Origin of the sequence: Streptomyces sp. NBC_00483 (genome assembly GCF_036013745.1) — a bacterium.
GTDB lineage: Bacteria > Actinomycetota > Actinomycetes > Streptomycetales > Streptomycetaceae > Streptomyces.
In genome coordinates this window covers 9,342,866-9,369,340 of sequence record NZ_CP107880.1, presented here as the reverse complement: position 1 = coordinate 9,369,340, position 26,475 = coordinate 9,342,866, and the positions used below count along the sequence as shown (strand labels likewise).

Sequence of the window (26,475 nt, the reverse complement as noted above, 5' to 3'; positions counted from 1 at the left end):
GGTGTCCGCGTGCCATTCGCGTCATCCTCGTCATCCGAGTTGCCTAGGATCAGTGACTATGGACAGCGCAGCAATACTCATCCTCCTGGTCGGTGTGCTCATCGCGATCGGCACCATCGAGCGCAAGGTCGACCGTGCCGACCGCAGGACCGCCCGCGTCGAGCGGAAGCTGGATCTGGTCATCGAGCACCTGGGAATCGAGACCGGCACGCTCGTCCCGGGTCTCGACGGCGTACGCGCCCTGGTGCGGGACGGCAAGAAGATCGAGGCGATCAAGGCCTACCGCGAGGCGACCGGCGTGGGCCTCAAGGAGGCCAAGGACGAGGTCGACCGCATCGAGTCCGGCCAGAGCTGACCCGGAGTCGGGTCGGCCACAGCTGAGGGCGCCGCGGCACCCTCCGGGTCAGCGGGCCACGTCGATCCGGGTGACATGGTCCTCGCCCTTGGGCCCGGAGGCCGACTTGTCCAGGACGTACGCGCTCGCGTCGCTCATGTGCACATGATTGGGGAGCGCGTTGGTGCCGATCGTCTCCTTGACCGCTCCCGACCGTGTGTCGACGACGGAGACGCAGTCGGCGAGCCGGTTGACGACCAACACACGCGCCGAACGCCTCACTGCGGCAAGGGACTTGGCACCCTCCCCGGTGGTTATCGACCTGACGACCGCCCCCTTGCGCAGGTCCACGACGGACACACCACCCGCGCCCTGGTCGGCGGTGTAGGCGGTCCGGCCGTTCGCCGACAAGGCTATGGAGAGGGGGCCGTCGCCCGTAGGGAGGAGGCGCGGTTCGGAGGAGCCGGGGGTGATCTGGATGATGCGGTCGTGCGTGAAATCGGTGGCGTGGACCGCTCCCGTGCGTTCGTTCACCGCGAGGCCCGTCGGGCCCGCCCCCTCGACGGTTACGCGCCGGGTCTCCTCGTACGTACGGGTGTTGAAGCCGACGACCGAGCCGGTGCCGAAGGCCGTGGCCCAGACGGTGTCGCGCTTCTCGTCGACGACGATCTCGCGCGCGTGCGCGACGCCCGGCACGGTCGCGAGGTGGCGGCCCGTCTTCTGGCTATAGACGGCGATGCTGTCGTTGCGTGTGTTCGTGACCCACACCGTGTTGTGCTCGTCGTCCACATCGATGCCGTAGGCCGCTTCGATGGTGCCGTCGCCGTCGTCGAGGGGTGTCGGGTGGGTCGCCTCGACCTCGAGTGTGTCGGGGTCGAGGCGCACCAGCCGCGAGTCCGTGACCGGCGCCGGCGGCTGCCCCACCGAGCTGGTCGCCCAGAGCACGTCGTTCCTCTCGGAGTACGCGGACTGGTAGAGGCCGGGGGCGAGCGGCGCGGACATGAGCGTCGAACCGGCCGTAGCGGCGGCTTCCGTCGGCGTGAACGCGGTGCAGGACACCAGGGCGACGGCGCTCGCCGCGGTGCGGTGGACGCGTCTGTTGAGCGAGGACATGGGTGCGGTCTCCCTGCCGATCCGATGAACCATCGAGTAAAGATTAGGCAAGGCTAACCTAATGTAATGGCAAGGGTGACGGGGAATTAATGCGTCACCCCCTTGTGCAACCCCCGCCCGCTCCCTACAGTCCCGCCGTCTCTCAAAGAAAGACGGTGTCATGAATACTGTGACAAGCGCCGCGACGCCGGGGCCGCCACGGCCCGCCACGCCTCCCCTGGCCACGGTCCTGAAGGCCTTGGCCCTGCTCGACTCCCTGGCCGACGCGACGGAGCCCGTCCGGGTCTCGTCCCTCGCCCGGGCCATGGGCACATCGCGGGCCGAGACACACCGCCAGCTGGTCACCTTGGAGGCGGCCGGCTGGATGGAACAACTCCCGGACGGCTCCTACCGGTTGACGCTGCGCCCGGCCCACCTGGGACACGCCGCCCTGCGCCAGGCCGGCATCGGCGAACGCACGGCTCCGCTGCTGGAGCGCGCCGCGCGGCAGGCGGGCGAGGTCGTCAGCATCGCCGTGCTCGACACGGACACCGCGCGGGTCGTCCAGCGCGCCGATCCGGGCCGGTCCCTGCACGCCACGCTGCTCCTCGGCGACCGGCTCAGCCTGACCTCCAGTGCTTCCGGACGCCTGCTCGCGGCGCTGTGCGCGCAGGACATCACGGAACCGCTGCGGGATCGGGGCATCGCCCTGCCCGATGCCGACGAACTCGGCCTCATCAACGGAACCCGGTGGGCGACGTCCACCGACGACGAGCAGGACGGCATCGCCGCACTCGCCGTCCCGCTGTGCCGCCCCGGCAACCAGGTCGTCGCGGCGCTCAGCGTTCACGGACCACGCGAGCGCATCACGACGGCCGACGCACTCGCCGTACTGCGACCCACCGCCCACGAGATCGAGCAGCTGCTCCGGCTCGACACCAGTGGTGCCCTCGGCCTGCACGGCTGACACCTGCATCTCTCCCCGTGTCCCCCTGTCCCGGCCGGCCCGCTCCCCCGGGCCCGCCGACGTACCACCCACACACGATCAGGACTGCGTATGAACGTGCCCCTTTCCGTCGTCGAGCCCGCCGGAGCCACCGAACCCGCCGGACACACGGAACCCGCCGGGCGCACCCCGGACCGGCTCCTGCGGCCCGAGCGCCTCGCCCAGATCCCGCCCACCCGGCTCAGCGCGAGCCGGGCACTGGTCAACCGCATGACGGCGCAGGGCTGGCGGGTCGAGCGGCTCGAGTTCGCCATCGACGAGGAGGCCCGCGGCCGCGCCCGCTATCGCGTCCGGACGCCGAGCGGGCCCCTCGACTTCGTCGCCTTCTCCTTCCGACCGCGCCTGGAGGGACGTACCAGCCGGATCGTCGGCACCGACTGGGACATGACGGGCGCGCTCTTCGACGGCACTGCGGACGACAGCGAACTCGCGCACACCGAACGGGAGATGCCGAAGCTCTACGGGGGCCGGGCCACCGCGCACACCTTGGTGTGGTGCCGCTCCAACCGCAGCCTGCGACTGTTCGAGCACGTCGTCTCCAGCCTCGCCGAGGGACATCAGCCGGACGCCGAACGCCTTTGGGACGTCGGCTACTTGATGCGCAACACCGGCCTGGACGGCAACGGCACGTTCGGCACCCGCTCCTTCGCGGCGCTGCCCGACAACCACCCCCTGGCCGCGCCCCTGCACGCCCAGATGCTCGCCGCCTACCTCATGCGCGAGTTCGCCGCCGACCTCGCCGAGCATCTGGCCCGGCATCGCAACCCCGAGGCCCCCGCGCTCGACCCGGAACTGCGGCGCCGCCTGGGGCTCGGCAACGCCTCCGCGCTCGGCCTCGTCTTCTTCGCCAACAACCACCCCCGCCTCGTCGACCGTTGGCTCGACCTGCGCGAACAGGCCCTCGCGCAGGCCCTGGACGCGCGGCGCGGCGCCCCGCACCTGTCCGCCGTACGAGAGCTGGTCGAGCGCACCGCGCGCTTCCACGCACAAGACCCCACCGTCTACGACCAGTTCGAGCCGCCGGCCGAACTCGGCCGCTCCCTGCACCGGGCGATCGCCCTCCTGGACGCCCTGGAGCGGCCGAGCAGCGCCGATGCGCTCCCGCGCCTGTGGGCCCGGTGGAACGCGGAGCTGGACGAGCGGGCCGTCGAGACCCTCGCCGGTGTGCTCATCGACAGCGTGCCGCACCTCACGGATCCGCTCGTCGAACGGCAGCGGGTGGACGAGACGCTGACCGCCACACCTCAGCAGACGACCGGGGCCCTCCTGGAGCACCTCGACACCGCCTACCGCTGGGCACTCGACCTGGATCTGACCGCGCCGGGCGCGCTGCGCCACATCTGGTACAAGTCCCGTGCCGCAGAGGAGCCCCGGCGCGGTCCGCGCGAGGAGGTCGCCGAAGGCCTCGACTGGCAGCTCAACGTGCCGCGTTCGGTGCAGGCCCTGTACGCGGACCTGAAGGCGGCCGATCCGCGCGAGACCACGGGAGCGTTCTGCGTGCGCCATCCCGGGCACCGGGACACGGTGGCGCGGGTCCAGGGCCTCGCCGAACTCGCCCTGCACAGCCCGCACATGAACATCGCCGACGACGCGTTCGTGCCCGCGTACCTCGTACGGTTCCTCAACTCGGCGGTCCACGGCCTGGACAAGACCGCCGACTCCGCCGGGCGCAATGTCCTCGGCCTGCTCTTCCACGGCGCGCCCACGCGCCACGCCATCCACCGACACGACCGCGACGACTGGACGCTGCCCGCACGACCGGCCGCCGCCGCTCCCACCCGCACCGAGGAGAACGCGTGACCCCCACCCCTGCCCACCACGCCCCCGCCGACCTGCGCGTATCGGTCCGCGAGCTGCGTCTGATGACCGGCCGGGTGCTGCTGACCACCGCGATCCCGTTCGGCTCCGTGGCGGCGACCCGGGACATCGTCGTCGGCGCCGAGACACACGGACTCGACGGTCTGGCCGGCCTGCTGGACGCGCTGCCCGCCCTGCGCGCCCGGCACCTGCGGCCCCAACTCGATGGCGCCACAGCCCAGTTCCCCGCCCCGGACGCACAACCCGCGCTCGCCACGGCCGCCGACCTCCTCGACCTCGCCGTGGCCGCCGCCCACACCGACGGCTCCGCCTCCTTCACCGCCCCCGGCGAAGACTGGGCCGTCCGCGCCCTGCCACCGCTGGCCCGCCGCTACGGCGTGGAACTGGCCCTCACCGAGTCCACGGTCACCGCGACGCCCGCCCCTGACGGCCCGCGCCCCGGGCCGGACGCCGCCGAGCTGCGCGCCCTGACCTACGGAGTGCCGGTCACGGGCGCGCTGTGGCAGCGCTTCGTCGCCGAGGCGGAGGCCGCGCTGACCCCGGACAGCGCGCTGTCGCGCACCCACGCCGGTGACTCGCTGTTCGGCCCGGGCGGCGAGATCCTCGCGGAGGTCGGCGAGGACGAACCGGTGGAGGTCGCCTCATGACCGCCACCGCTACCGCCCCCAGCCGGGACACACCCCTCGTCATCGACGGCCTGCAATGCGGCCCCTACGACCGCGACGTCTTCCTCCAACTGCGCGCGGGCGGCGTGACCTGCGCGACGGCCACGGTCGCGTTCTGGGAGGACGCGGTCGAGACCATGGACGCGCTGGCCGCCTGGAACGACCTCCTCGCCGCCAACGCCGACCTGGTCGTGCCCGCACGCACCGCCGCCGACATCGAACGGGCGAAGGAGCAGGGCCGCACCGCCATCCTCCTGGGGGCGCAGAACGCCAGCCCGCTCCAGGGCCGGCTCGGATTCGTCCGGCTCTTTCACGACATGGGGCTGCGCGTGATGCAGCTGACGTACAACAACAACACCGAGTTCGGGGGCTCCTGTTACGAGGAGTCCGACCCGGGACTCACCCGCTTCGGCCGTGAAGTGGTGCGCGAGATGAACGCGGTCGGCATGCTGGTCGACCTCTCGCACTCCGGCGAGCGCACCCGGCGGGACGCCATCGAGCACTCCGCGCTGCCGGTGGCCCTCACCCACGCCAACCCCCGTTCCCTGTACGACCATCCGCGCAACGCGGACGACGCCACGCTCAAGGCGCTCGCCGCGCGGGACGGGGTCGTGGGCCTCGCCACGTACCGCTCGATCTGTGGGCACTACGCGCGCACCTTGGACGACTGGTGCGCGATGGTGGCCCGCACGGTCGACCTGGTCGGTGCCCGGCATGTGGCCATCGGCACGGACCTGAGCCCGAGGGCGGGGGCGGCGGAGTTCACGTGGATGCGCAAGGGGCGCTGGACACGCGGCGAACAGCGCGGCGCGGACCTCGGCACCTCTCCCGCCTCCGACACCGACACCGACACCGACACCGACACCACGGAGTGGCTCACCGACGCCTCCGGCCTCGCCCAAGTCGCCGACAGGCTGGTCGACTTCGGCTTCGCACCCGACGAGGCGCACGCGGTGGTCGGAGGCAACTGGCTGCGCCTCTACTCCGCCGTTTTCGAAAGCGAAAGGCCGACGGGCGATGACATCTGAGCAGACCGCGAACATGCCACGGAAACCGGCACAGGTTCCGGACCCGAATCCGGCCGCAACAGTGCCGCCGCCCCCGGACGATCCGGACGCACGCGCCGCCCGGCTGACCGCCCGCATCGACCGGCTCCCCATGACATGGGTGCAGGGCCGCATCCTCACGCAGGGCGGACTCAGCACCACCCTGGACGGGCTCGACCTGGGCATCATGTCCTTCCTGCTCCCGCTGATCACCACGGCGTTTGCGCTCACCGGCAGCGAGCAGGGCATGATCGCGAGCGCGACGCTGGCCGGCGCGCTCGTGGGTGACCTGTCGCTGGCACTCCTGGGCAACCGGGTGGGCCGCAAGCCGCTGCTCCTGTGGTCGCTGGTCCTGTACAGCGGCTGCACACTGCTGTCGGCGGCCGCCCCCGACTACGGCTTCCTCCTGGCCCTGCGCTTCCTCGCGGGTGTCGGAGTGGGGATCAACGTCAACGTCGTGATCCCGTACCTGGCCGAGTTCGCGCCACGCGCGAAGCGAGCCACCTACGTCGGTTCCCTCGCCGGGTTCTTCGGCCTGGGGTACGTACTGGCCGCTCTGGTGGGCACCTTCGTCGTGGCCCGGGTCGACCACGGGTGGCGCTGGGGCCTGGTCCTCGTGGGCCTGCCCGTGATCCTCGCCCTGTGGTGGCGGCGCAATCTGCCGGAGTCGCCGCGCTACCTGCTGCTCAAGGGCCGCGACGACGAGGCCGAGGCGGTGGTGACCAGACTGGAGGAATCGGTCCTCGCACGCACCGGCGCGCCCCTCCCCGCCCCCGAGCCGCCAGGGACGACCGCACGCGACGAAGACCTGGGCGCGGCGGCGCAGTTCGCCGGCCTGTGGCGGGGCCCGTACCTGCGCCAGACGATCGTCGTATGGAGCATGTTCTTCGTCGCGAGCTTCGCCTACTACGGATTCCTGACGTTCCTGCCCAGCATGCTGCTCGACCGGGGCATGAGCATCACCGACAGCTTCAGCTACGCGCTGCTTGTCGAGGTCGCCCAGGTGCTCGGCTACTACCCCGCGGCCTGGCTCGCCGACCGGACGGACCGCAAGTGGTCGATCGTGACGTGCCTCGCCGCGTCCACGCTCTGCGCCTTCCTCGTCTCGCAGGCCGAGACCGACCTCTCGGTCCTCGTCCTCAGCCTGCTCCTCGGCTTCTTCCTCAACGGCCTCTACGCACCGCTGTACACCTACCTCCCGGAGGTCTACCCGACGCAGCTGCGCTCGATGGCGGCGGCCACGTCGGACGCCTTCAGCCGGATCGGCGGCATCGTCGCGCCCATGCTCATCGGCACGATGTACGCCACCCTCCGCTTCACCGGCGTCTTCAGCCTCATCTGCGCGGTCCTCGCCGCGGGCTGCGTCCTCACGCTCACCCTGTCCACGGCCACGAAGGGCCGCTCACTGGAGACGCTGTCCGGGTCGGCGTCATAGAGCGTCCGCGCCGAGCAGCTCCTCCGCGAAGTGACATGCCGCCAGCCGCCCGGCCACCTGCTCCAGTTCCGGCTCGGTGTGTCGGCACACATCCCGCACCACCGGACACCGTGTGTGGAACCGGCACCCCGAAGGCGGGTTGACCGGCGACGGCGGGTCGCCGGCGAGGACGATGCGGCGACGGCGCGGGGCGTCGGGCTTGCGGATCCGGTCGAGGGACGGCTCGGCCGACAGCAGTGCCTGGGTGTAGGGGTGCGCGGGGCGTTCGTAGAGGTGGGAGGCGTCGGCGTACTCGGCCACCTTGCCCAGGTACATGACCGCGATCCGGTCGGAGATGTGGCGTACGACGCCGAGGTCGTGGGAGACGAAGACCAGACTGAGGCCCAACTCCCTTTGCAGGCGCAGCAGTAGGTTGACCACTTGGGCCTGTACGGACAGGTCGAGGGCCGAGACGGGTTCGTCGCACAGGAGGACGTCGGGGCCGAGGGCGATACCCCGGGCGATGCCGATGCGCTGACGCTGTCCGCCGGAGAACTGGTGCGGGAAACGGTCGGCGTGCGCGGGCTCCAGGCCCACCAGTTCGAGCAGTTCCTCGACCCGGTGGCGGCGCCCCTGCTTAGGGACGGCGTCGGGATGGACGTCGTAGCCCTCTCCGATGATGTCTCGTACGCGCATGCGCGGGTTGAGCGAGGCGTACGGGTCCTGGAACACCACCTGGACGCGGCGTCGCCAGCGGCGCAGTGCGGCGCCGCGCAGCCGGCCGACGTCCTGGCCGTCGAAGGTGAGGCTGCCGGCGGTGGGCCGCTCCAGCGCGCACAGCAGGCGCAGCAGGGTCGACTTGCCGCAGCCGGACTCGCCGACGATGCCGAGGGATTCCCCCTTGCGCAGTTCGATGTCGACGCCGTCGACGGCACGCACCAGGGACTTGGCGCGTCCGGGCCGCAGCCGGGGCGCGGTGTCGTAGTGCTTGGCCAGGCCGGTCGCCTGGAGGAGTACGTCACTCATGAGGCACCTCCGGCCAGTGAAGGGGTCTGCGTGGTGTCGAGGGTGTCCGCGAGGTGGCAGGCAACCTTGCGGGGACCGCCGCCCGACAGGGCGGACAGCTCGGGGCGCTCGGTGGCGCACAGGTCGATCGCCTTGGGGCAGCGCGGCCTGAAGGGGCAGCCGGTCGGCAGGCGCAGCATGTTGGGCGGGGTGCCGGGGATGGCGGGCAGTTCGAGTCCCTTCATCTCGCTCGACGGCATCGAGCGCAGCAGGCCCTGGGTGTAAGGGTGGGCCGGGTCGCCGAGGACGAGCGCGGTGGGGCCCGATTCGATGACCCGGCCCGCGTACATGATGACGAGATCGTCGGCGATCTCGGCGGCGACGCCCAGGTCGTGGGTGATGAGGACGACGCCCATGTCACTGTCCTGCTGGATCTCCTCCAGGAGTTCGAGGATCTGGGCCTGGACGGTGACGTCGAGCGCGGTGGTCGGTTCGTCGGCGATGAGCACCTCGGGACCGAGCGCGAGCGCCATGGCGATCATGACGCGCTGTCGCATGCCGCCGGAGAACTCGTGCGGGTAGTCGCGCACCCGCGCACGGGCACTGGGGATGCCGACCCGGTCGAGCATGACGGCGGCCCCGCGCATGGCGTCCTTGCGGGACATGCCGCGGTGCACCTGGTAGAGCTCGGCGATCTGGCGGCCGACCGTGTGCACGGGGTTGAGGGCGGACAGGGCGTCCTGGAAGACGAGCGAGATGCGGCTGCCGATGATCCGGCGGCGCTGCTTCTCGGGGATCGCGATCAGGTCCTGGCCGTCGAAGAGTGCGCTGCCCGCGCGGACGCGGCCCGGCGGTGAGTCGAGGATGCCGGTGATGGCCTGCGTGGAGACGCTCTTGCCGGAACCGGACTCGCCGAGGACGACGAGGGTCTTGCCCCGGTGCAGGGACCAGGAGACCTCGTCGACGGCGCGCAAGGTGCCGCCCTGTGTGGCGAACTCGACGGTGAGGTCGGTGACTTCGAGCAGCGGGGCGGTGTGCTCGACGGTGTCGGTGGCGGTCATGTCCGCGCTCACCTCCGCAGCTTCGGGTCGAGCGCGTCCCGAACGGTGTCGCCCATCATCATGAAGGACATCACTGTCAGCGTCAGGAACAGCGCGGGGAAGAGGAACAGATGGATGTCGTCGCGGTAGGACGCGGCGATGGCGATCTGCAGACCCCAGGAGATGGTGGGCGGCTGCAGCCCGATGCCGAGGAAGGTCAGCGCGGCCTCGGTTCCGACGGCGACACCGACCGAGAGTGTGGTGAGGGCGAGCAGCGGAGCCACGGAATTCGGGAAGATGTGTTTGCGCAGGATGTGCGGTGCGGTCGCGCCGAGCACCCGGGACGCCAGCACGTACTCGCGGCTGCGCACGGACAGCACCGTGGAACGCATCAGACGCATCCCGGCGGGCCAGCCGAGCAGCACGATCACGAAGGCGATCGTCCACACCGAACGGGCCGAGAAGGCCTGCAGGATGACGATCATCGCGACGAGGCCGGGCAGCGCGAACAGGACGTCGGCGGTGCGGGAGACCAGGCCGTCGACGAATCCGGGGAAGTATCCGGCGAGCATGCCGAGGGTGCAGGCCACCACGAAGCCGACGAGGGTGACGGAGACGCTGACCAGGACCGAGGGGCGGGCGCCGTAGATGACATTGGCGAAGTAGTCGCAGCCCTGGATGTCGTAGCCGAACCAGTGCGCCGCGGAGGGTCCGATCTTGCTGTACCGCAGGTTGCAGGCGGTGGGGTCGACGGAGGTGAACAGGCGTGGGAAGGCCGCCATCGCCACGATGACGAGGATCACCACACCGGACAGGACGAACCGCGGCTTGCGCAGCAGTTCACGCAGGACCGCGGCGCCCGCGGGGGCGTCCTCGGCGGTCGGCTCGGTCTCGGTCGCCACGACCAGCGCGGGGCTAGACATGACGCACCCGCGGGTCGAGGAGGCCGTAGAGCAGGTCGACGATCAAGTTGACGACCATGTAGCCGATGAGCAGGACAGTGGAGAGAGTGACGACGACTCCGCCCTCCTTCATTCCGATCGAGCGAAACATGAACTGGCCGATGCCGTTGAGGTTGTAGATGCCTTCGGTGATGATCGCGCCGCCGAGCGTGCCGGCCAGGTCGAGCCCGATGAACGTGATCACAGGGAGCAGGGCGTTGCGCAGCACATGTCGCCAGAGGATGCGCTGCGGGGACAGCCCTTTGGCGCGGCCGGTGCGCACGAAGTCGGCGCCCGCCACCTCCACGAGGCTGGTGCGGGTGATGCGGGCGAGCCCGGCGAAGCCGAGCACACCGAGGACCGTGGCGGGCAGCAGATAGCTGGTGGGCCAGCCATCGGCGCTGCCGGAGACCGGGAACCAGCCGAGCTGGACACTGAACAGTGACTGGGCGAAGAACATGACGACGAGTCCCGGCACGGCGAGCACCGCGAGGGTGGCACCGAGCAGTGACCGGTCGACGAGCCCGTCGCGCCGCCAGCCGGCGTAGATGCCGAACAGCAGGCCGAAGACGGTCTGGATGGCGAGCGCGGTCAGTCCGAGCTGGAGGGTGACCGGCCAGCGCAGGGCGAGTTGTTCGCCGATGTCCTGGCCGTCGAAGGTCTGGCCGAGGTTGCCCTGCAGCAGGTTCCCCATGAAGTGCAGGTACTGGGAGAACAGCGGGTCGTCGAGGTGGTAGTAGGCGCGCTTCGCCGCGATCACCGAGGGGGCGAGCGGCTTGTCGCCGGACAGTGCCTGTATGGGGTCGCCGGGTAGGGCGAACACCATCGCGTAGACGATGAACGTCACGATGATCCCGATCGGCACCATGATGATCAGGCGCCGGAGCGCATACCTGAACATCGTGGATCTCCTTGTGGTGTCGGGTGGTTCAGCGGGAGACGGTCGACCAGACCGGGTTGAGCCCGGCGTACGGGGAGTCCAGCGGATCGACCCCGGGCGAGTGCAGATAGGCGTCCGGCTTGTGGTACAGCGGGATCATGGGCATCTGCTCGGCCTCGAGGTCCTCTGCGGCCTGGTACTTCTTGATGGCGGCGGCCGGGTCCGCGAGCGCGTTGCCCTCGTCGATCAGCTTGTCGAGGGCGGGGTTGCTGTAGCGGGCGCCGTTCACGTCGCCGTGGCTGCCGGCGATGGGAGTGAGCCAGTCCTCGACGGACGGGTAGTCGTGGCCCCAGCCGGCCAGGTACATCCCGTCGACCTTGCCCTTGCTGAACAGGCCGCTGAGGTCGAGGGCGGGCTTGCCGACGTAGGCGACCTTGATGCCGAGGTTCTGCCGCCACATGTTGCCCAGCGCCTCGGCGAAGACACGCTGCCCGGGGTCGTCGCTGTTGTAGTACATCTTCAGCGTGCCCGGGAAGCCGCCCGCCTGCTTCAGGAGCGCCTTGGCCTTGGCGACGTCCAACGTGCAGGCGTCACAGGTGTTTTCGCGGTGTCCGGGCAGCGAGGGCGCGGTGAACGAGGTGGCGGGGAAGGATCCCGCGCGCAGCTTGGTGAGCGCCTTGCGGTCCAGGGCGAGCGACAGGGCGCGGCGCACCTTCGGGTCCTTGTAGGGGCCGGAGTTGACCGGCGGGGCGAGGTAGGTCATGTTGACCGCGGCCTTGGACACGGCGCCCTTGCCAGGGGCGTCCTTCTTGTAGGTGTCGCTCTTGGTGTCGGGGACGATGGTGTAGTCCACGCTGCCCGCGAGGAACTCGTTGTAGGCGGTCTCCGGGTTGGAGAAGAGCCGATAGGTGAGCTGGTCCGCTTCCGGGCCCTTGAGCGGGTACTTCTTGTTGCGAACCATGTCGACCGGCTGTCCGGCCTTCCACTGGGACTTGAGCTTGTACGGCCCGTAGCCGATCGGCTTGTGGTCGTAGGCGTCGGGGTCCTTGAGCACCTCGGGGGCGAGCGCGACGGATCCGTAGTACATCAGCGTCGTCGGGTACGGGGAGAAGGCCTTGTCGAGCGTGACCCGGAAGGTGAGGTCATTGATCACCTTCAGGCCCGACATCGTTGTCTTCTTGGGCTTGCCACTCGCCGGGTTGAGGTCGTCGTAGCCGTTGATGCGGCTGAAGAATCCGTTGTTCTTGTAGCCGTGGGGCGCGTAGGCCGTGTAGTTCCAGGTGTCGACGAACGCCTTGGCGGTCAGCTTCTCGCCGTTGGTGAAGGTCCACCCCGGTTTGAGCTTGATGGTCCAGGTTCTGGCGTCCTTGGAGGTGACCGAGTCGGCCACCACGTACTTCAACTTGCCGGTCTTCTGGTCGAGGTCGGTGAGCGGAGCCCACATGGCCCAGGCGAGCTGGATGCTGGTGGAGCTGTTGTCCTTGGCCGGGTTGATGGCGGGTATCTCGTTCTTCGTCGCGACGACGACGGACTTCTTGCCGCCCGAGGCGCCGTCGTCGGAACCGCTCCCGGACGAGCAGGCAGTGGCGGCGACGGCCACCGCGAGGGCGGTGACGGCGTGGGCCGCATGACGGGATCGACGCATGCGCTTCTCCTTGGTGTCTCGGGGGTGTGTGGACTGCGGGTGATGCTCGGCGACGAGGACCGACGGGGAGTCAGCCGGCGCGCGAGCCGGGTGAAGCCAACCGGTCGGCCAGTAACGGGAGTTCGGCCGCGTCCGCGTCGGCGATCCGCGCACCCAACGCCCGGACGGCCAGCGGCCGACCCGCGCAGACGCGGGCCAGGGTGCGGGCCGCGGCGGGCTGCGCGGCAACCCGGTCGGCGCCGGCCACCCGGGTCAGCATGCGCAGCGACTCCTCTTCGCGCAGATAGGACAGCGGCACGGCCGACCGTCCGGGCAGCGTGGCGAGGCGGGACCGGCTGGTGACCAGCACCGCACAGCCAGGACCGCCCGGCAGCAACTGCCGCACCTGCGCCTCGTCATGGGCGTCGTCGAGCAGGAGCAGCAGGCGACGGCGCGCGGTGAGGGTACGGAAGCGGGCCGCGCGGTGTGCGGCACCGTCGGGCAGCTCCGCGGCAGGTACGCCGAGGTCGGTCAGGAGCCGGCCCAGCACGTCGGCGGGTTCGGCCGGGCTCCCGGTGGCACCACCGAGCTCCGCGTACAGCTGGCCGTCCGGGAAGCAGGGTGCGACCTGATGGGCCGCGTGCACGGCGAGGGCCGACTTGCCGACGCCGGGTGGCCCCGTGACCAGGACACTGGGGCCCGCCACGACGCCGTGCGGTGCGGCCAGCAGGTGACGCAGTCGGCCCAGTTCAGACGCACGTCCGGAGAAGTCGGCGATGTCGCGCGGCAGTTGGGCGGGAATGAGGGGTGTGCCGGCGGCGCGGGGCAGCAGCCAGGGGTCCGCGGCGTGGATCCGCTCGTGGATACGGGCCAGGCGCGGGCCCGGCGGCACACCGAACTCGCCGAGCAGGGCCCGCCGGATTTCCTGGTAGACCTCCAGCGCCTCCCCCGTCCGACCGCCCCGGTGGAGGGAGAGCATCAGCAGGGCGTGCAGCCGCTCGTGGTGCGGGTGGGCGCGGGACAGGGGTCTCAGCACCTCGACCGGTTCCTCGGACGCACCGAACTCCAGGAGTACTTCGGCGTGTTCGAGCCGCGCGGCAAGCCGAAGTTCGGCGAGCCGTAGGCGTTCCACCTCGACGAACGGGGCGATCACCCCTGCCAGGGCCTCCTCGCCCGTCCATACGGCCAGCGCTCGCTCGTATCCGGAACGGGCGGCGTCAAGATCGCGGTTGCGGCGGGCGCTGCGGGCCCCGGCCACGGCGTCCTCGAAGCACCACAGGTCGAGGTCGTCGCGGCCGAGTTCGAGCCCGTACGCGGTGTTGCGGGTGACGAGGACGCGGGGTGAGGTGCGGCGCGGGCGGTCGGGTTCGAGGACCTTGCGCAGGCGGGCCGCGTAGGTCGCCAGGAGTCCGTTGGCGCCGGCCGGGGGGCGCTCGCCCCACAGGGCGGCCACCAACTCGTGCCGTTCCACCGGTCGGCCGCCGTGCAGCAACAGCACGGATAGGAGAGCGAGTTGTTGAGGTGTACCGAGACGGAGCCCGGTACCCGCACGCAGCGCACGGACCGGCCCGAGGACCTCGTAGCGCACGACGTCCCGCCATCCGGTACCAAGCGTTTCCATGCCCTACTCCCTCCCTGCTTCCGGACAGGCGCGGCGCCTCGCACCGGCGCCTCGGACGGCACTGGCGACGGAACCGGTGGGACACGGCGCTCCGACCGCCCTCAGGGCAGCGGATCACCGCGTGCGTCATCACTCCCGACTCACTCGTGACCAAGGAGTCATCTGATGAATGCGGGAATCTTGGCAGGTGCCCGCCACCGACACAACCCCTCTTGCTCGGCATTCAATATGCCGCCCATGGCCAGGAGTTGAAGTCATACGATGACTCACCGGCTGGCTACAGTGCTCCGAACGTCGGCGCCGCACTGGATACTCGGCGGACCGCGCCGGACCTCAGGGGGAGGAAAACCGATGTCGGCAGTGGAGAAGGCGTTCCACGGACTGCGCCACATGATCGCCACGGAGCGTCTGGGACCCGGCGATCGGATACCCGCCGAGGCCGACCTGTGCGCCGAACTGGGGGTGTCCCGCGGCTCGTTGCGCGAGGCCGTGCGCATGCTCGCGGCCCTGGGCGTGATCGAGCCGCGGCACGGCTCCGGCACCTACGTCTCCGGCCTTCGACCCCAGGATCTGATCGGCAGCCTGTCACTCACGGTGGATCTGCTGCCGCTGGCAGGGCTGCTCGAGATGTACGAGATCCGGCGGCTGCTCGAGGGTCACGCCGCGGCGCGTGCGGCGGCGCGCCGCACCGAGGACGACGTGCGGATTCTCAACGGCCTTGTCGATGCGATGGAGTTGACGGACGATCCCGACAAGGCCTCGGCGCTCGACCACGACTTCCACTGCGAGATCGCGCGGATCGGCGGGAACCCGACGCTCGCCGCGCTGATCTCGGTCTTCCGCTCCCGTTCCCGCAAGTACCAGATCTTCACCTTGCCCGAGGGCCGGCACCTGCGACGCCGCAGCGACGAGGGGCACCGCGAGCTGGCCCGGGCGATCTCCGACCGCGATCCGGCGGCGGCGACCTGCGCGGCCCACACGCATGTGGCCCAGGCCGAACACTGGCTGCGCGAACTGATGCCGGCGGTCGGCGGGCCCGACGGCGAAGCCGGCCCCGCACCGGCCGCGACGCGGGACGGTACGGGGCCGGCGTGAGGTGGCGCGGGGCCGGTGCGGGCCTTATGGCGGTCAGCGCGTGAGGGTGGACCGGATCGGATCGACGCCCGCGTAAGGGGAGTTGAGCGGTTCGACACCCTTGGCGTGCAGGTAGATGGGGCTGACGACGGACAGCGGGATGATCGGCATGTCCGCGGCGGCCATGTCCTCCACCTTCTGGTACGCCTTGATCGCCCGCTGCTGGTCGGCGATGCCGTTCGCCTTCTGCAGCGCCTTGTCGACCTCGGGGTTGTCGTACTTGCCGGTGTTGACATCACCGTAGGAGGCGAAGACCGGGGTGAGGTAGTCCTCGATCGACGGGTAGTCGTGGCCCCAGCCCTGCATGCGGACGCCGTCGAGCTTGCCGGCTTCGTCCAGCTTGCCGATCTCGCTACCCGGCTGGCCGTCGTACTTGACCTTGATTCCGAGCTTCTGGCGCCACATGTTGCCGATCGCCTCCGCGTAGACCTGGCTGCCGGAATCGTCGGTGGAGTAGTAGATCTTCAGCGCGCCGGGGAATCCGCCCGCCTCGCTCAGCAGCTTCTTCGCCTTGGCCACGTCCAGCTTGCAGTCACCACAGGTGTCGTCGCGGTGGCCCGCGATGCTCGGCGGTGTGAAGGACTTCGACGGGACGCTGCCGGGCTTCACCTTGGCGAGCGCGGCGCGGTCCAGGGCGAGCGACAGGGCCCGGCGCACCTTGAGGTTGTCGTACGGCTTCACGTTGACGTGCAGGACCAGATAACCCGTGCTGTTGGCCGCCTTGGCCTGCAGATACCGGCCCGCGGCCTCCTGCTTGTACGTGTCCATCTTGGATGTCGGCAGCGGCGCGAAGTCGAGGTTCCCGGCGAGAAACTCGTTGTAGCCGGTCTCCGGGTTGGCGAAGAACCGGAAGCTGATCGACTCGGCGTCGGGAGCGTCCCCGCCCTTGTAGCCCTTGTTGCGCACCAAATTGACCGGCTGCCCGGGCTTCCAGGCGCCGTCCAGCTTGTACGCCCCGTAGCCGATCGGCTTGTGGGTGTACTTCTCCGGGTCCTTCAGGGCTTCGGAGGCGAGCGCCGTGGCACCGAGATAGCTGAGGGTCGTGGGGTAGGGCGAGAACGGCTGCTTCAGCTTCACCTGGAACGTGAGATCGTCGATGACCTTCAGGCCGGAGAGCGTGTCCCGCTTCGGCTTCCCCTTCGCCGGGTTGAGCGCCTCGTAGCCCTCGACCCGCTGGAAGAAGCCGTTGTTGGCGAAGCCGTTCGGCCCGTACGCGGTGTAGTTCCACGTGTCCACGAAGGACTTCGCGGTGAGCTTCTCGCCGTTGGTGAAGGTCCAGCCGGGCTTGATCTTGATGGTCCAGGTCCTGGCGTCCTTGGACTTGATCGAGTCGGCGACCACATTGCGCAGGTGGCCGTCCTTCGGATCGACCTGTGTGAGCGGCGCCCACAGCGCGGACTCGATCTGGATCCCGGTCGCGCCGAGATCGTTCTGCGGGATCAGGTGCGGCACCTCCGCGGCGGTGCCGATGGTGAGGTGCTTGCCTCCGGCTCCGCCGCCCGAGCTGTCCGAGCCTCCGGAGCCGCCCGAACAGGCAGCCAGGGAGAGTGTCAGAGCCGCGGCCGCCACCGCACCACCGACGCTGCGTGTTCGTCTCATCGAAGCTCCTCGCGGGTGACGGAACGGGCCCGGGCCCCCGCCACGTCGACATCTGGTGAACGGGCGGCGACGGTAGAGAGGCGTCCGATCGCACGTCAAGGACGCCGGACGCCTCCGCGTCCGGCGTCCCGCGGCGGCATGTCCCGTGTTCGGCGACTGTCCGCGAGGAAGATTTCCGACGTCTCGGATGGGAGGGGGCATCCAAGGGCATCGATGGGCGGCTTGGTGTCACGCACCGTCAACTCTGCGGCGGAGGAGCGGATTACGCGCGTGACGCGGGACGCGTGAGGACGTCCATTCGGCGTCCATCGCCGTCCCTCCTCAGCACTCCGTGAACCCCACCCCCTCCGGAGCCGCCCCGCCGGGATCCGCCTCATATCGGCTCAGTGCCGCCACCTTCTCCGCCGAGGAGCTGGCCGGGTCGAAGCGGTGTTCCAGCCACTCGGAGGTGAGTTTGCGGGCCAGTTCGAGGCCGACCACGCGCTGGCCCATGCACAGCACCTGCGCGTTGTTGCTCTTCACCGAGCGTTCCACGGAGTACACGTCGTGGGCGGTCACCGCGCGGATGCCTGGCACCTTGTTCGCGGAGATCGCCACGCCGAGGCCCGTGCCGCAGATGAGCAGGGCACGGTCGGCGCGGTCCTCGGCGACGAGGCGGGCCGCGGCCACGCCGATGTGCGGGTAGGCGGTCGTGCCGTCGGCCTCCACGCCGACGTCGAGTACCTCGGAGACGCGCGGGTCGGCCTGGAGGTCGGCCTTGATGCGCTCCTTGTACTCGAAGCCGGCGTCGTCGCAGCCGACGACCAGACGCAGCCGGTCCGTCATGCCGTTGTCACTCCCTGTCGGTTCTGTTCGTGTGTCTGATCGTGTGTCCGGCCCTGTGCGTGCGGCGGCTTGGCCAGCGCCGTCACGATCAGGGCCAGCGAGGTCGCTCCCGCGTCGGGTGTGCCCAGGCTGCGCTCCGCGAGCGGTCGGGCCCTGCCGATCTTGGGGCGCAGGTCCTTCGTCGCCTCGGCGGCGTGGGTCGCCGCCTCCGCCGCCGCGCGCCAGGCCTCGGCCGGGTCGACGCCGGAGTCCGTTGCCTCTTGCAGTGTGTCGGCGAACGGGAGCAGGGCGTCGAGCATGGTCTTGTCGCCCGGTGCCGCCCGGCCCAGGTCGCCGATCGCGTCGGCGAACGCCCGTACGCCCGTGGCGACATCGGCGGCCGTGTAGGACTCCGCCCCGTCGTCCAGTGAGCGTCCGAACGCCTCCAGTGCCGCGCCCCAGAGCACACCCGAGGTGCCGCCCGCGTACTCGGCCCAGGACTGGCCCGCCTGTCGCAGCAGCCATCCGGCGCCGGCCTCCCGGCTAGCCTGCTCGGCCCGCTCCGAGGCGAACCGGGCGCCCCGGACCATTCCGCGGCCGTGGTCGCCGTCTCCGGCGACCGCGTCGATGCGGCCCAGTTCCTCCTCGTTGTCCACCATCGTGCGGTGGATGGCGGAGAGGGCCGTGCGTATGTCGTCCGCCAACTCCCTTGCTGCGGGGGATGATTCGGGGATTTCGGTGACGGCCGCCGCGCCGCCGTTCGCGTCGGCGGCGTGCAGGCCGGTCAGCGGTGCGCGTGCCTTGCGGTACGCCGGGGTGTAGGCGTCGGCGCGCCAGCGCGGCTCGAGGTCCTCGTCCAGCCACATCAGGGTGAGCGAGCAGCCACCCATGTCGAGGCTGGTCACCAGCTCGCCCGCCTCGGGGTCGACGATCTCGATCCCGCGCTCCCGCAGTCGCGCGGACACCCGGCCCCAGAGCAGGAAGAGCTCCTCGTACTTGGTGGCGCCGAGGCCGTTCAGGATCGCGCCCACTCGGCGGCTCGAGGAGGCGGGTGCCTCCTGGAGGACGCGTTCCACGAGGAGCGCCGCCAACTCGTCGGCCTTCAGCATCGGTACGTCCTCGATGCCGGGCTCGCCGTGGATGCCGAGGCCGAGGCCCAGGTGTCCCTCGGGTACCTCGAAGAGCGGCTCCCCCGCGCCCGGCAGCGTACAGCCGGAGAAGGCCACGCCCAGGCTGCGCGTCGCGGCGTTGGCGGCGCGGCCGAGGCGTTCCACCTCGTCGAGGTCGAGGCCCTCTGCCGCCGCCGCGCCCATCACCTTGAAGACCGTGAAGTCACCCGCGATGCCTCGGCGCTTGCACTCTTCCTCGGCCGACGCCACATCGTCGGTGACGATCACGATCCGGGTGTCGATGCCCTCGGCGTTGAGACGCTCCGCGGCGATCCGGAAGTTGAGCACGTCCCCGGCGTAGTTGCCGAAGCTGAGGATCACTCCCCTTCCCTGGTCGGCGGCCTTCGCGACCGAGTAGACCTGGGTGGCCGACGGCGAGGTGAAGACGTTGCCCACCACCGCGCCGTGGGCCATGCCCGGTCCGACCGTTCCGCAGAAGGCCGGGTAGTGGCCCGAGCCGCCGCCGATGACGACCGCCACCTGTGGCTGTTCGCCGCGGTGCGCGACGACACCTCCGGGCACTCCGCGCAACCGGTCCGCGTACAGGTCGAGAAAGCCGGCCAGTTGGTCCTCGGCGAAGTTCGCCGGGTCGTCGAAGAGTCTGGTCACGAGAGAACCTCCAAAACAACTACGGTGCGTCGCGCGTCGGTACGCGGTCGGGGGCAGGTCAGCGGGCCATGACGGCTCCGGCCTGCTCCTCCTCTGAACTGGGCTCGCTCTGGCGCACGTTGAGGAACGAGACCATCACGAAGGCCGCGCCGTACAGCACGACGAACGCCCACACCACTCCTGCGTTGCCGAGGCCGACGGAGAGCACGGCCGCGACCACCGCGGAGCCGAGGAACGAGGCACCACCGGCCGCCGTGGTGTACATGGCCATGGCCGCGCCCTTGAACTCCGCCGGCACGAGCGCCGGCATGATCGCGCCCATCGGTACGAACCCGGCGAGCAGACAGCCGAACACACAGCCCGCGACGACGGACACCCAGAAGCCCCAGGTGGAACCGGCGGGCACCATCTGCGGCACGTACCACCAGGCGAGCAGGCCGATGGAGGAGCCGAACACACCGAACCACTGCACGGTGCGGCGCCAGCCCCAGCGGTCGCCGATGGCGCCGAACAGGGCGTTGACGAGGATGTTCGTCGCGTAGACGAGGACGGTCATGGTGAGCCAGCGGCTCTGTCCCCAGCCGCGGTCGTCCGCGATCACTCCGGGCAGGATGATGAACATGCCGTACTGGGGCGCGGTGTTGATGAGCCGCACGAGGAAGCCCATAAGGACCTTGGGCTGATGTGCCGTCAGGCGCACTCCTGCAGACAGGACTTCGAAGGACGACTTGTCGGCCGGGGCCACCCGCTGCGATCCGTGCGGCTCCTTGACGGCGAACCGGGCGATCAGGAAACCGATCACCACCAGCGCCGTCGAGGCCGCCATGGCGCCCGTCTCGCCGCCGGTCGAACCGCCGAACGCCGGGATCATGCCGAGTGCGAACAGCGAGCCCAGCGTGGGCAGTCCGCCGGTGAACATGACGTAGAACCAGCCGACCGCGGCGCCGTTGCGCTCCTTCGGTGATACGAGGTTCACCCACACCAGGAAGGCGAACGCGAACAGCGGGTAGCCGAAGCCACGCAGGAAGTAGGTCAGGAAGACCATGGGCATGCTGCCGGAGGCGAGGCCCGCCAGGAACAGCGCCTCGAACACGACCCACACCACGGTGCCGAGCAGCATGACCCGCCGCGGGCCCCACAGGTCGGTGAGGGCTCCGGAGAGGTAGCTGCCGACCAGTACGGACACGCCGTACATGGAGATGATGGTGCTGGCCGTCGCGGTGGTGCTGCCCAGGACGTGCTCGATGTGCGGGGCGATGAAGTTGGACTCGGTGCCGTTGCCGGTCATGAAGACCAGGACGGCGACGAAGCCCCAGCGCAGCGAGTGGGGTATGCCCATGCGGTCGAGCCGGGTCTCGGGGGCCTTCACGGCCCCGGTGGCCGCCGCCGTCACGCGATCACCGCGTCGGACTCGGCGTTCGGCAGGATGGACACCTTCACGGAGGCACCGGAGGTGTCGGCGACCAGGTCGAGCGCCTTCTGGAAGTCGGCCAGGCCGAACTGGTGGGTGCAGATGTCGTCGACCGGCACCTTTCCCTCCTCCAGGAGGCGGATCGCCGCGGGCCAGCAGTGCGGGCCCAAGTGGGCGCCGCGGACGTCGAGTTCCTTGTCGTCGGAGATGATCGACCAGTCGACCGTGACGTCCGAGCCGAAGACCGAGTACTCGACGTACGTGCCCAGCTTGCGCAGCAGGTTGAGGCCCTGTGCGACCGCGGGCGTCGCGCCGGTGCCCTCCAGGTAGACGTCGGCGCCGTAGCCGTCGGTCATCTCCTTGACGCGTGCGACGACGTCTTCCTTGGCGGGGTTGAGGACGATGTCGGCGCCCGTACGGCGGCCCAGTTCGAGCTTGTTGTCGTCCAGGTCGAGCGCGATGATCTTGAGCGGGTTCTTCTGCCGCGCGCCCGCGATGAGGCCCAGGCCGATCGGCCCGCAGCCGGCGACCACCACGACGTCCTCGAAGTGGATGTCGGCGCGCTCCACCGCGTGCAGCGCGCAGGACAGCGGCTCCGCGTACGCGGCGTGGTGCGGCGCGAGGTCGTGCGAGACCTTGTGGGCGCGGGCCTTCGGCGGAATCACCATGTACTGCGCCATGGCGCCGTGGTGGTTGCGGAAGCCGAACATGTCGTGCGGGCCGCACATCCAGTACTGACCGCGCCGACAGTAGCGGCACTCCTCGCACGGCACGATCTGCTCGCACGCGATGCGGTCACCGACGCTCACCTGCTGGGCGGCAAGCGCGGCGTCGTCGCCCGCGACCACCACGCCGACGAACTCGTGACCTGGGATGATGCCGCGCTGCGCCCATGCCGGGCGGTTCTCGTCGCCCCAGAACTTGGGGGCGCCGTGGTAGCACTTGAGGTCGCTCGCGCACACCCCCACCGCCTCGGTCCGCAACAGCAGTTCGCCGGGACCCGGTGTGGGGACGTCGACTTCCTCGAGGCGATAGTCCTCGGGCCCGTGGACTACCACGGCCTGCATTCGCTTCGGCACACTGATCACTACTACCTCCATTGGCAGTCGGCTCTTGCGCGGATGAGATGCGGTTGGGGGACACGGATCCGTGGGGGTGGATCCGGTGGGATCACGGTGGCTCGGGGTGGAGCACCGCGGTTCTGGGTGGAGCACGGTGGCTCGGGGTGGGCCACGGTGGTTCGGGGTGGCTCAGGACTCGGGCGGTCCCGGCCGCAGGGCGGCGACCTGCACGGTGACGCCGTCCTCGCGCAGCGCCTCCAACTCGGCCCGGGAGATGCGGTCGTCGACGATCACGAGGTCGAAATCGCTGAGCGGGGCGACCCGGTGCAGGGCCCGTTTCCGGAACTTGGTGTGGTCGACGAGCAGGATCCGGCGCTGGGCGGCCTCCAGGAGCGCCCGCTTGACCAGGATCGCCTCCTGCGACTGGTGGTAGCAGTGGCCGTCCGCAACCGCCGAGGTCGAGATGAACACGGTGTCGGCGCGCAGGGGTTTGATGTGGTCGCAGGTCGCCATGCCCTGGAAGGCGTCGTAGTGCGGGTCGTAGCTGCCGCCGAGCGAGATCAGCTCGATGCCGGGGCGGCCCGCAAGGGCGTTGACGATGGCGAGGAAGTTGGTGATGACGGTGAGCGGTCCGCTCTCGGGCAGCGCGCGGGCGAGGGCGAGGGACGTGGTGCTGTCGTCCAGCAGGATCGCCTGACCGCGGTCGATGTGCTCCAGGGCGGCGCCGGCCAGCGCCTTCTTGGCCTCGCCCTGCTGGGTCGTCCGGTAGCGGACGTTGCTCTCGAAGAGCACGGACTGCTGGGCCGTGGCCGCCCCGCGCGTCTTGCGGAGCCACCCCTCGTCGGCGAGACGGTCCAGGTCGCGGTGGATCGTCATCACACTGACCCCCAGCTCGCGCGCCAGGTCCTCGATGCGGGCCGAGCCCAGCTCGAGCACCCGGTCACGGATGCGCTCCTGGCGCGCCTGTGGGTTCAGCAACTCTGCTGAACCCGTGGGGACTTCATCGGGGCTCACAGCGTTTCCTTCCTGCCGTCGCCCGACAAGCTAACAGCGGACCCCTCAAACACAACACCCCTCGTGTTAGGAATGTGTTCTGTCTTGTGATGCGCGACCCCGATCGCGGTGCCGGGCCACGGCGTCGTTGTTGGCGCAGCGCACCGAGCAGTAGGCGCGGCGGCCGTTGCGGGAGGTGTCGACGAAGGCCAGGGCGCAGCTCCGGCGTGCGCAGCGGCCGAGGCGGTCGGCGTCGGCGGAGCAGATGACGTAGGCGAGTCCGGCCGCGGTGACGGCGCGGATGTGTGCGGCCGGGTCGGCGCCGATGGCGCTGTAGTGCAGGTGGGGCTGCCCGTCGTGCAGGGAGATCCGGGGGCTGCTCGAGGCATCCGCGAGCAGTTCGTTGACCGCGTGGCACCGCTCTTCGAGGTCCTGTCGCCCGAAACACACGGCCAGGCGCCGGCTCCAGTCCCAGGTCGACTCGGCCTGCGCGGTGGTGAGTGCACGGTTCACGACGCCGTGCGCGGCGAGCAGTGTCTCCAGGTCCTCGGGGCGTGGTGTCTCCGTCAGGTTGACCAGGTCGGCGGCCAGCCGGGCGGCCTCGCCGCCGTAATGATTGAAGTGCATAAGAGCATTACAGCACCGTGTGAGGCGAGCGGTGCCGACGCGCGTCGGCGGCCGGAGGGCGGTGCCGAACGTGTGGAGGACTCCGATGGGCGCGGCAGTGGAGGATCCCCGACCGCGGTCGCGGGGAGCCGCGACGGCGCCGGTGCTGATGCTGGCCCAGATCGCCAGCCTCCAGGTGGGGTCCGCGGTCGCCAAGGGGGCGTACGCGTCCGCGGGTCCCACGGCGCTGGCCGGTATGCGGCTGTTCTTCGCCGCCGTGGTCCTGTGGCTGCTCGTCCGGCCGCGGCTGCGGGGGATCACGGCCCCGCAGTGGCGCGCGGCCGTCGCGCTCGGCCTGGTCCTCGCGGCCATGAATCTGGCCTACTTCCAGGCCATCAGCCGGCTCCCGATCGGCGTGGCCGCGACACTCGAACTGCTCGGCCCGCTGGCCCTGTCGATCGCCCTGTCCCGCCGGATCGAGCATCTCGTGGTGGCGTTGCTGGCCCTGGCGGGCGTACTGCTGCTGGCGGCGCCCGGCGCCTCGCTGCCCGCCGCCGGGCTCCTCCTGGGAGGCGCCGCCGCGGTGTGCCGGGCCGGGTATGTGGTCCTGAGCCGGCGGGTCGGGCGGCTGTTCCCCGACTGGACGGGGCTGACGCTGGCGCTCGCCGTCGGCGCCTGCGTGCTGACCCCGGTCACCGCCGTCACCGACGGCGACCGGGTGGCGGCCCACCCTTCCGTCCTGTTCACCGGGCTCCTTGTGGCGCTGCTGTCCTCGCTGATCCCGTACTCGCTGGACATGACGGTGCTGCGGCGCATCGACGCCCGTGCCTTCGGTGTGCTGCTCGCGCTGAGCCCCGCCGTGGCGGCCGGCATCGGTTTCGTGCTGCTGCACGAGGAGTTGACGGGGCGCCAGCTCGGGGCGGCCGCGTTGATCGTCCTGGCCGGTGTGTGGTCGGTGCGTCGCGCCGCCCGATCCGCCGGGTCTACGTGAAGATCGAGATGCTGCGTCTACGTAATGCTCGAGATGCTTTGAACCCTGACCCACCACGAGGTCCGTCGGCAGAACTACGCTCATCCTTGTCCCGCCAGCCCGACGGAAAAGAGGACTGAGTTGCATGGCTGAAGGAACGAGACCGTCCGTCAAGGGAACGAAACCGTCCGTCATACGGTCGCCCGGCATCCCGCCCCTGATGACGGTGGTGCTCTGCTGCTTCTCGGGGTTCGCGCTGCTGCTGCCCGTATCCCCGCAGTGGGCCCTGGACGGAGGGGCCGACGAGTTCGGCGCCGGACTCGTCACCGCCGTCCTGATCGCCATGACGGTCGCCTCCCAGCTCTGCGTCAAGGCCACGCTCCGCAAGCTGGGGTGGTCGCGCACGTTCGCCCTCGGCGCCCTGCTGCTCGGTCTGCCCGCGCCTCTGCAGGCCCTCAGCGACAACCTGTGGCCGATCCTGGCCACCACGGCGCTGCGCGGGGCGGGCTTCGGCATCATGACCGTGTGCGGTGCCACCGCCGTGGCGGCACTGGCCCCGCGCGGCCGTCAGGGCGCGGCCATCGGCGTGTACGGCCTGTCGATCGCGCTGCCCCAGTTGGTGCTGACCCCGGCGGCGCCGGCCCTCGTCGCGGCGTTCGCCCTGCCCGCGATCCTCGCGTGCGGCATCCTCCCCGTGCTGGCCCTGCCCTTCACTCCCGCCCTGGGACGCGCCCTCGACGCCAACGCCGACACCCCTGCTCCCGGGCCCTCCGCTCCCGGCCCTCCTTCTCCCTCTACGGCGACGGGGGCCACGCTGAGGCGCATCCTGATGCCGGTGACCCTGTTGCTGCTCGTGACGGTGGCCGGGGGCGCGATCCTGACCTTCACCCCGCAGTTCGCCGGCACACCAGGGGCAGCCGCCGGGGCGCTGATCACCTTCACGGCGACCGCGGCGGTGACCCGCTGGAGCTGCGGCGTCCTGGCGGACAGGATCAGCACCCGGCCACTCAACTTCGGCCTGCTGCTTGCGTCGTGCGCCGGCCTCGTCCTCGTCGCCTGGTCCGTCCGTTCCGCTCCTGCCGTCCTCCCAGCCCTGCTTGGTGGACTCCTGCTGTTGGGGGCGGCGTACGGAGGGCTGCAGAGTCTCACCCTCGTGCAGGCGCTCAACCGCGCGGGCACGGAGCACCGACACACCACCTCCGTCGCCTGGAACATCGGCTTCGACGCGGGCACCGGCCTCGGCTCGCTCCTGCTGGGTCTCGCCGCCCAAGTGGCCACGTTCTCCGCAGGCTTCCTCGTGATGGCGGTGGCGACGGCGATCGCGGCGGCCCTGACACTCCGGCCCGGTGGCCGGTCGGCCACTCCCCCGTCGCCCCGCCGCGCGGCAGGTACTCCGGACACGAAGCGGGACTCCCTCTCGGACTGTTAGTCCGGCGTACGCCACGGGGCCTGGTCCAAACGGCAGGCCCCAGGACGGCCCTGGCCGGGCGGGTTCGCGCTACGCTCCCCCGTCCCGTCCGCGTACCGCCGTCTCCGTACGAGCCGCAGCTCCCGGGGCTCCAGGGGCACCGTCACACCCCTGATGCGAGCCCCTGTTCGGAGGGGTCCTGGCTCCTCGCGCCGGGCTCTGACC

The 26,475-nt window shown here is 70.4% G+C and carries 23 protein-coding genes; 9 read left to right on the top strand and 14 right to left on the bottom strand.

What is annotated here, in order from left to right; translation table 11 throughout:
- Nucleotides 1–58: 58 nt before the first annotated feature.
- Nucleotides 59–355 (top strand): ribosomal protein L7/L12, encoded by a 297-nt coding sequence (locus OHA73_RS41910; protein WP_267073584.1) that lies wholly within the window; start codon nucleotides 59–61, stop codon nucleotides 353–355.
- A gap of 48 nt (nucleotides 356–403) precedes the next feature.
- Here OHA73_RS41910 and OHA73_RS41905 read toward each other — a convergent pair whose 3' ends face one another.
- Nucleotides 404–1,447: a YncE family protein gene (locus OHA73_RS41905; protein ID WP_327657940.1), complete on the bottom strand. Its 1,044-nt coding sequence runs from the start codon at nucleotides 1,445–1,447 to the stop codon at nucleotides 404–406.
- 160 nt (nucleotides 1,448–1,607) lie between these two features.
- Between OHA73_RS41905 and OHA73_RS41900 the strand changes: the two genes are divergently transcribed.
- The 5 genes from OHA73_RS41900 to OHA73_RS41880 all read left to right on the top strand — a co-directional run bounded on the left by OHA73_RS41900 (nucleotide 1,608) and on the right by OHA73_RS41880 (nucleotide 7,396).
- Nucleotides 1,608–2,393, top strand: coding sequence for an IclR family transcriptional regulator (locus OHA73_RS41900; RefSeq protein WP_327657939.1), 786 nt, complete (start codon nucleotides 1,608–1,610; stop codon nucleotides 2,391–2,393).
- A 90-nt stretch (nucleotides 2,394–2,483) separates the two neighbouring features.
- Nucleotides 2,484–4,232, top strand: coding sequence for a hypothetical protein (locus OHA73_RS41895; RefSeq protein ID WP_327657938.1), 1,749 nt, complete (start codon nucleotides 2,484–2,486; stop codon nucleotides 4,230–4,232).
- Nucleotides 4,229–4,897: a hypothetical protein gene (locus OHA73_RS41890; RefSeq protein ID WP_327657937.1), complete on the top strand. Its 669-nt coding sequence runs from the start codon at nucleotides 4,229–4,231 to the stop codon at nucleotides 4,895–4,897. Before OHA73_RS41895 ends, OHA73_RS41890 begins: the two co-directional genes overlap by 4 nt.
- Nucleotides 4,894–5,943, top strand: coding sequence for a dipeptidase (locus tag OHA73_RS41885; protein WP_327657936.1), 1,050 nt, complete (start codon nucleotides 4,894–4,896; stop codon nucleotides 5,941–5,943). Before OHA73_RS41890 ends, OHA73_RS41885 begins: the two co-directional genes overlap by 4 nt.
- Nucleotides 5,933–7,396: an MFS transporter gene (locus OHA73_RS41880; RefSeq protein WP_327657935.1), complete on the top strand. Its 1,464-nt coding sequence runs from the start codon at nucleotides 5,933–5,935 to the stop codon at nucleotides 7,394–7,396. The genes OHA73_RS41885 and OHA73_RS41880 overlap by 11 nt, the downstream gene beginning before the upstream one ends.
- Here the strand turns inward: OHA73_RS41880 and OHA73_RS41875 are convergent.
- The 6 genes from OHA73_RS41875 to OHA73_RS41850 all read right to left on the bottom strand — a co-directional run bounded on the left by OHA73_RS41875 (nucleotide 7,391) and on the right by OHA73_RS41850 (nucleotide 14,486).
- Nucleotides 7,391–8,401, bottom strand: coding sequence for an ABC transporter ATP-binding protein (locus OHA73_RS41875; RefSeq protein WP_267073587.1), 1,011 nt, complete (start codon nucleotides 8,399–8,401; stop codon nucleotides 7,391–7,393). The two genes, OHA73_RS41880 and OHA73_RS41875, sit on opposite strands and share 6 nt — an antisense overlap.
- Nucleotides 8,398–9,441, bottom strand: a complete 1,044-nt coding sequence (locus OHA73_RS41870; protein ID WP_327657934.1) for an ABC transporter ATP-binding protein — start codon at nucleotides 9,439–9,441, stop codon at nucleotides 8,398–8,400. Before OHA73_RS41870 ends, OHA73_RS41875 begins: the two co-directional genes overlap by 4 nt.
- Before the next feature lie 8 nt (nucleotides 9,442–9,449).
- Nucleotides 9,450–10,343 (bottom strand): ABC transporter permease, encoded by an 894-nt coding sequence (locus tag OHA73_RS41865; protein ID WP_266724244.1) that lies wholly within the window; start codon nucleotides 10,341–10,343, stop codon nucleotides 9,450–9,452.
- Nucleotides 10,336–11,262 carry an ABC transporter permease gene (locus tag OHA73_RS41860; protein ID WP_266724242.1) on the bottom strand — a complete coding sequence of 309 codons (927 nt, stop codon included), beginning with the start codon at nucleotides 11,260–11,262 and terminating at the stop codon, nucleotides 10,336–10,338. The genes OHA73_RS41865 and OHA73_RS41860 overlap by 8 nt, the downstream gene beginning before the upstream one ends.
- A gap of 28 nt (nucleotides 11,263–11,290) precedes the next feature.
- On the bottom strand, nucleotides 11,291–12,886 hold the full coding sequence (locus OHA73_RS41855; RefSeq protein ID WP_327657933.1) for a peptide ABC transporter substrate-binding protein: 1,596 nt from the start codon (nucleotides 12,884–12,886) through the stop codon (nucleotides 11,291–11,293).
- A gap of 70 nt (nucleotides 12,887–12,956) precedes the next feature.
- Nucleotides 12,957–14,486, bottom strand: a complete 1,530-nt coding sequence (locus OHA73_RS41850) for an AfsR/SARP family transcriptional regulator (RefSeq protein ID WP_327657932.1) — start codon at nucleotides 14,484–14,486, stop codon at nucleotides 12,957–12,959.
- Nucleotides 14,487–14,837: 351 nt separating this feature from the next.
- On the opposite strand from OHA73_RS41850, the gene OHA73_RS41845 reads away from it, so the two are divergent.
- On the top strand, nucleotides 14,838–15,581 hold the full coding sequence (locus tag OHA73_RS41845; RefSeq protein ID WP_327657931.1) for a FadR/GntR family transcriptional regulator: 744 nt from the start codon (nucleotides 14,838–14,840) through the stop codon (nucleotides 15,579–15,581).
- Nucleotides 15,582–15,614: 33 nt separating this feature from the next.
- Here OHA73_RS41845 and OHA73_RS41840 read toward each other — a convergent pair whose 3' ends face one another.
- From OHA73_RS41840 to OHA73_RS41810, 7 genes are all read right to left on the bottom strand, one after another.
- Complete coding sequence (locus OHA73_RS41840; protein WP_327657930.1) at nucleotides 15,615–17,219, bottom strand: peptide ABC transporter substrate-binding protein; 1,605 nt, start codon at nucleotides 17,217–17,219, stop codon at nucleotides 15,615–15,617.
- 321 nt (nucleotides 17,220–17,540) lie between these two features.
- Nucleotides 17,541–18,044, bottom strand: coding sequence for a ribose-5-phosphate isomerase (locus tag OHA73_RS41835; RefSeq protein ID WP_327657929.1), 504 nt, complete (start codon nucleotides 18,042–18,044; stop codon nucleotides 17,541–17,543).
- On the bottom strand, nucleotides 18,041–19,801 hold the full coding sequence (locus tag OHA73_RS41830; RefSeq protein ID WP_327657928.1) for a dihydroxyacetone kinase family protein: 1,761 nt from the start codon (nucleotides 19,799–19,801) through the stop codon (nucleotides 18,041–18,043). The genes OHA73_RS41835 and OHA73_RS41830 overlap by 4 nt, the downstream gene beginning before the upstream one ends.
- Nucleotides 19,802–19,859: 58 nt before the next feature.
- The gene (locus tag OHA73_RS41825; RefSeq protein WP_327657927.1) at nucleotides 19,860–21,194 is read right to left on the bottom strand and encodes an MFS transporter; all 1,335 of its coding nucleotides are present in this window, start codon (nucleotides 21,192–21,194) and stop codon (nucleotides 19,860–19,862) included.
- The gene (locus OHA73_RS41820; RefSeq protein ID WP_323187362.1) at nucleotides 21,191–22,279 is read right to left on the bottom strand and encodes an alcohol dehydrogenase catalytic domain-containing protein; all 1,089 of its coding nucleotides are present in this window, start codon (nucleotides 22,277–22,279) and stop codon (nucleotides 21,191–21,193) included. Before OHA73_RS41820 ends, OHA73_RS41825 begins: the two co-directional genes overlap by 4 nt.
- Nucleotides 22,280–22,462: 183 nt before the next feature.
- Entirely contained in the window at nucleotides 22,463–23,287 is an 825-nt protein-coding gene (locus tag OHA73_RS41815) for a DeoR/GlpR family DNA-binding transcription regulator (RefSeq protein WP_266724226.1), read from the bottom strand.
- 66 nt (nucleotides 23,288–23,353) lie between these two features.
- Nucleotides 23,354–23,893 carry a CGNR zinc finger domain-containing protein gene (locus OHA73_RS41810; RefSeq protein ID WP_327657926.1) on the bottom strand — a complete coding sequence of 180 codons (540 nt, stop codon included), beginning with the start codon at nucleotides 23,891–23,893 and terminating at the stop codon, nucleotides 23,354–23,356.
- Nucleotides 23,894–23,978: 85 nt separating this feature from the next.
- On the opposite strand from OHA73_RS41810, the gene OHA73_RS41805 reads away from it, so the two are divergent.
- Both OHA73_RS41805 and OHA73_RS41800 read left to right on the top strand, forming a co-directional pair.
- Nucleotides 23,979–24,863, top strand: a complete 885-nt coding sequence (locus OHA73_RS41805; RefSeq protein ID WP_327657925.1) for an EamA family transporter — start codon at nucleotides 23,979–23,981, stop codon at nucleotides 24,861–24,863.
- Between the two features lie 124 nt (nucleotides 24,864–24,987).
- A complete protein-coding gene (locus tag OHA73_RS41800) occupies nucleotides 24,988–26,271 on the top strand; it encodes an MFS transporter (RefSeq protein ID WP_327657924.1) in 1,284 nt (427 codons plus the stop codon).
- Nucleotides 26,272–26,475: the final 204 nt, after the last annotated feature.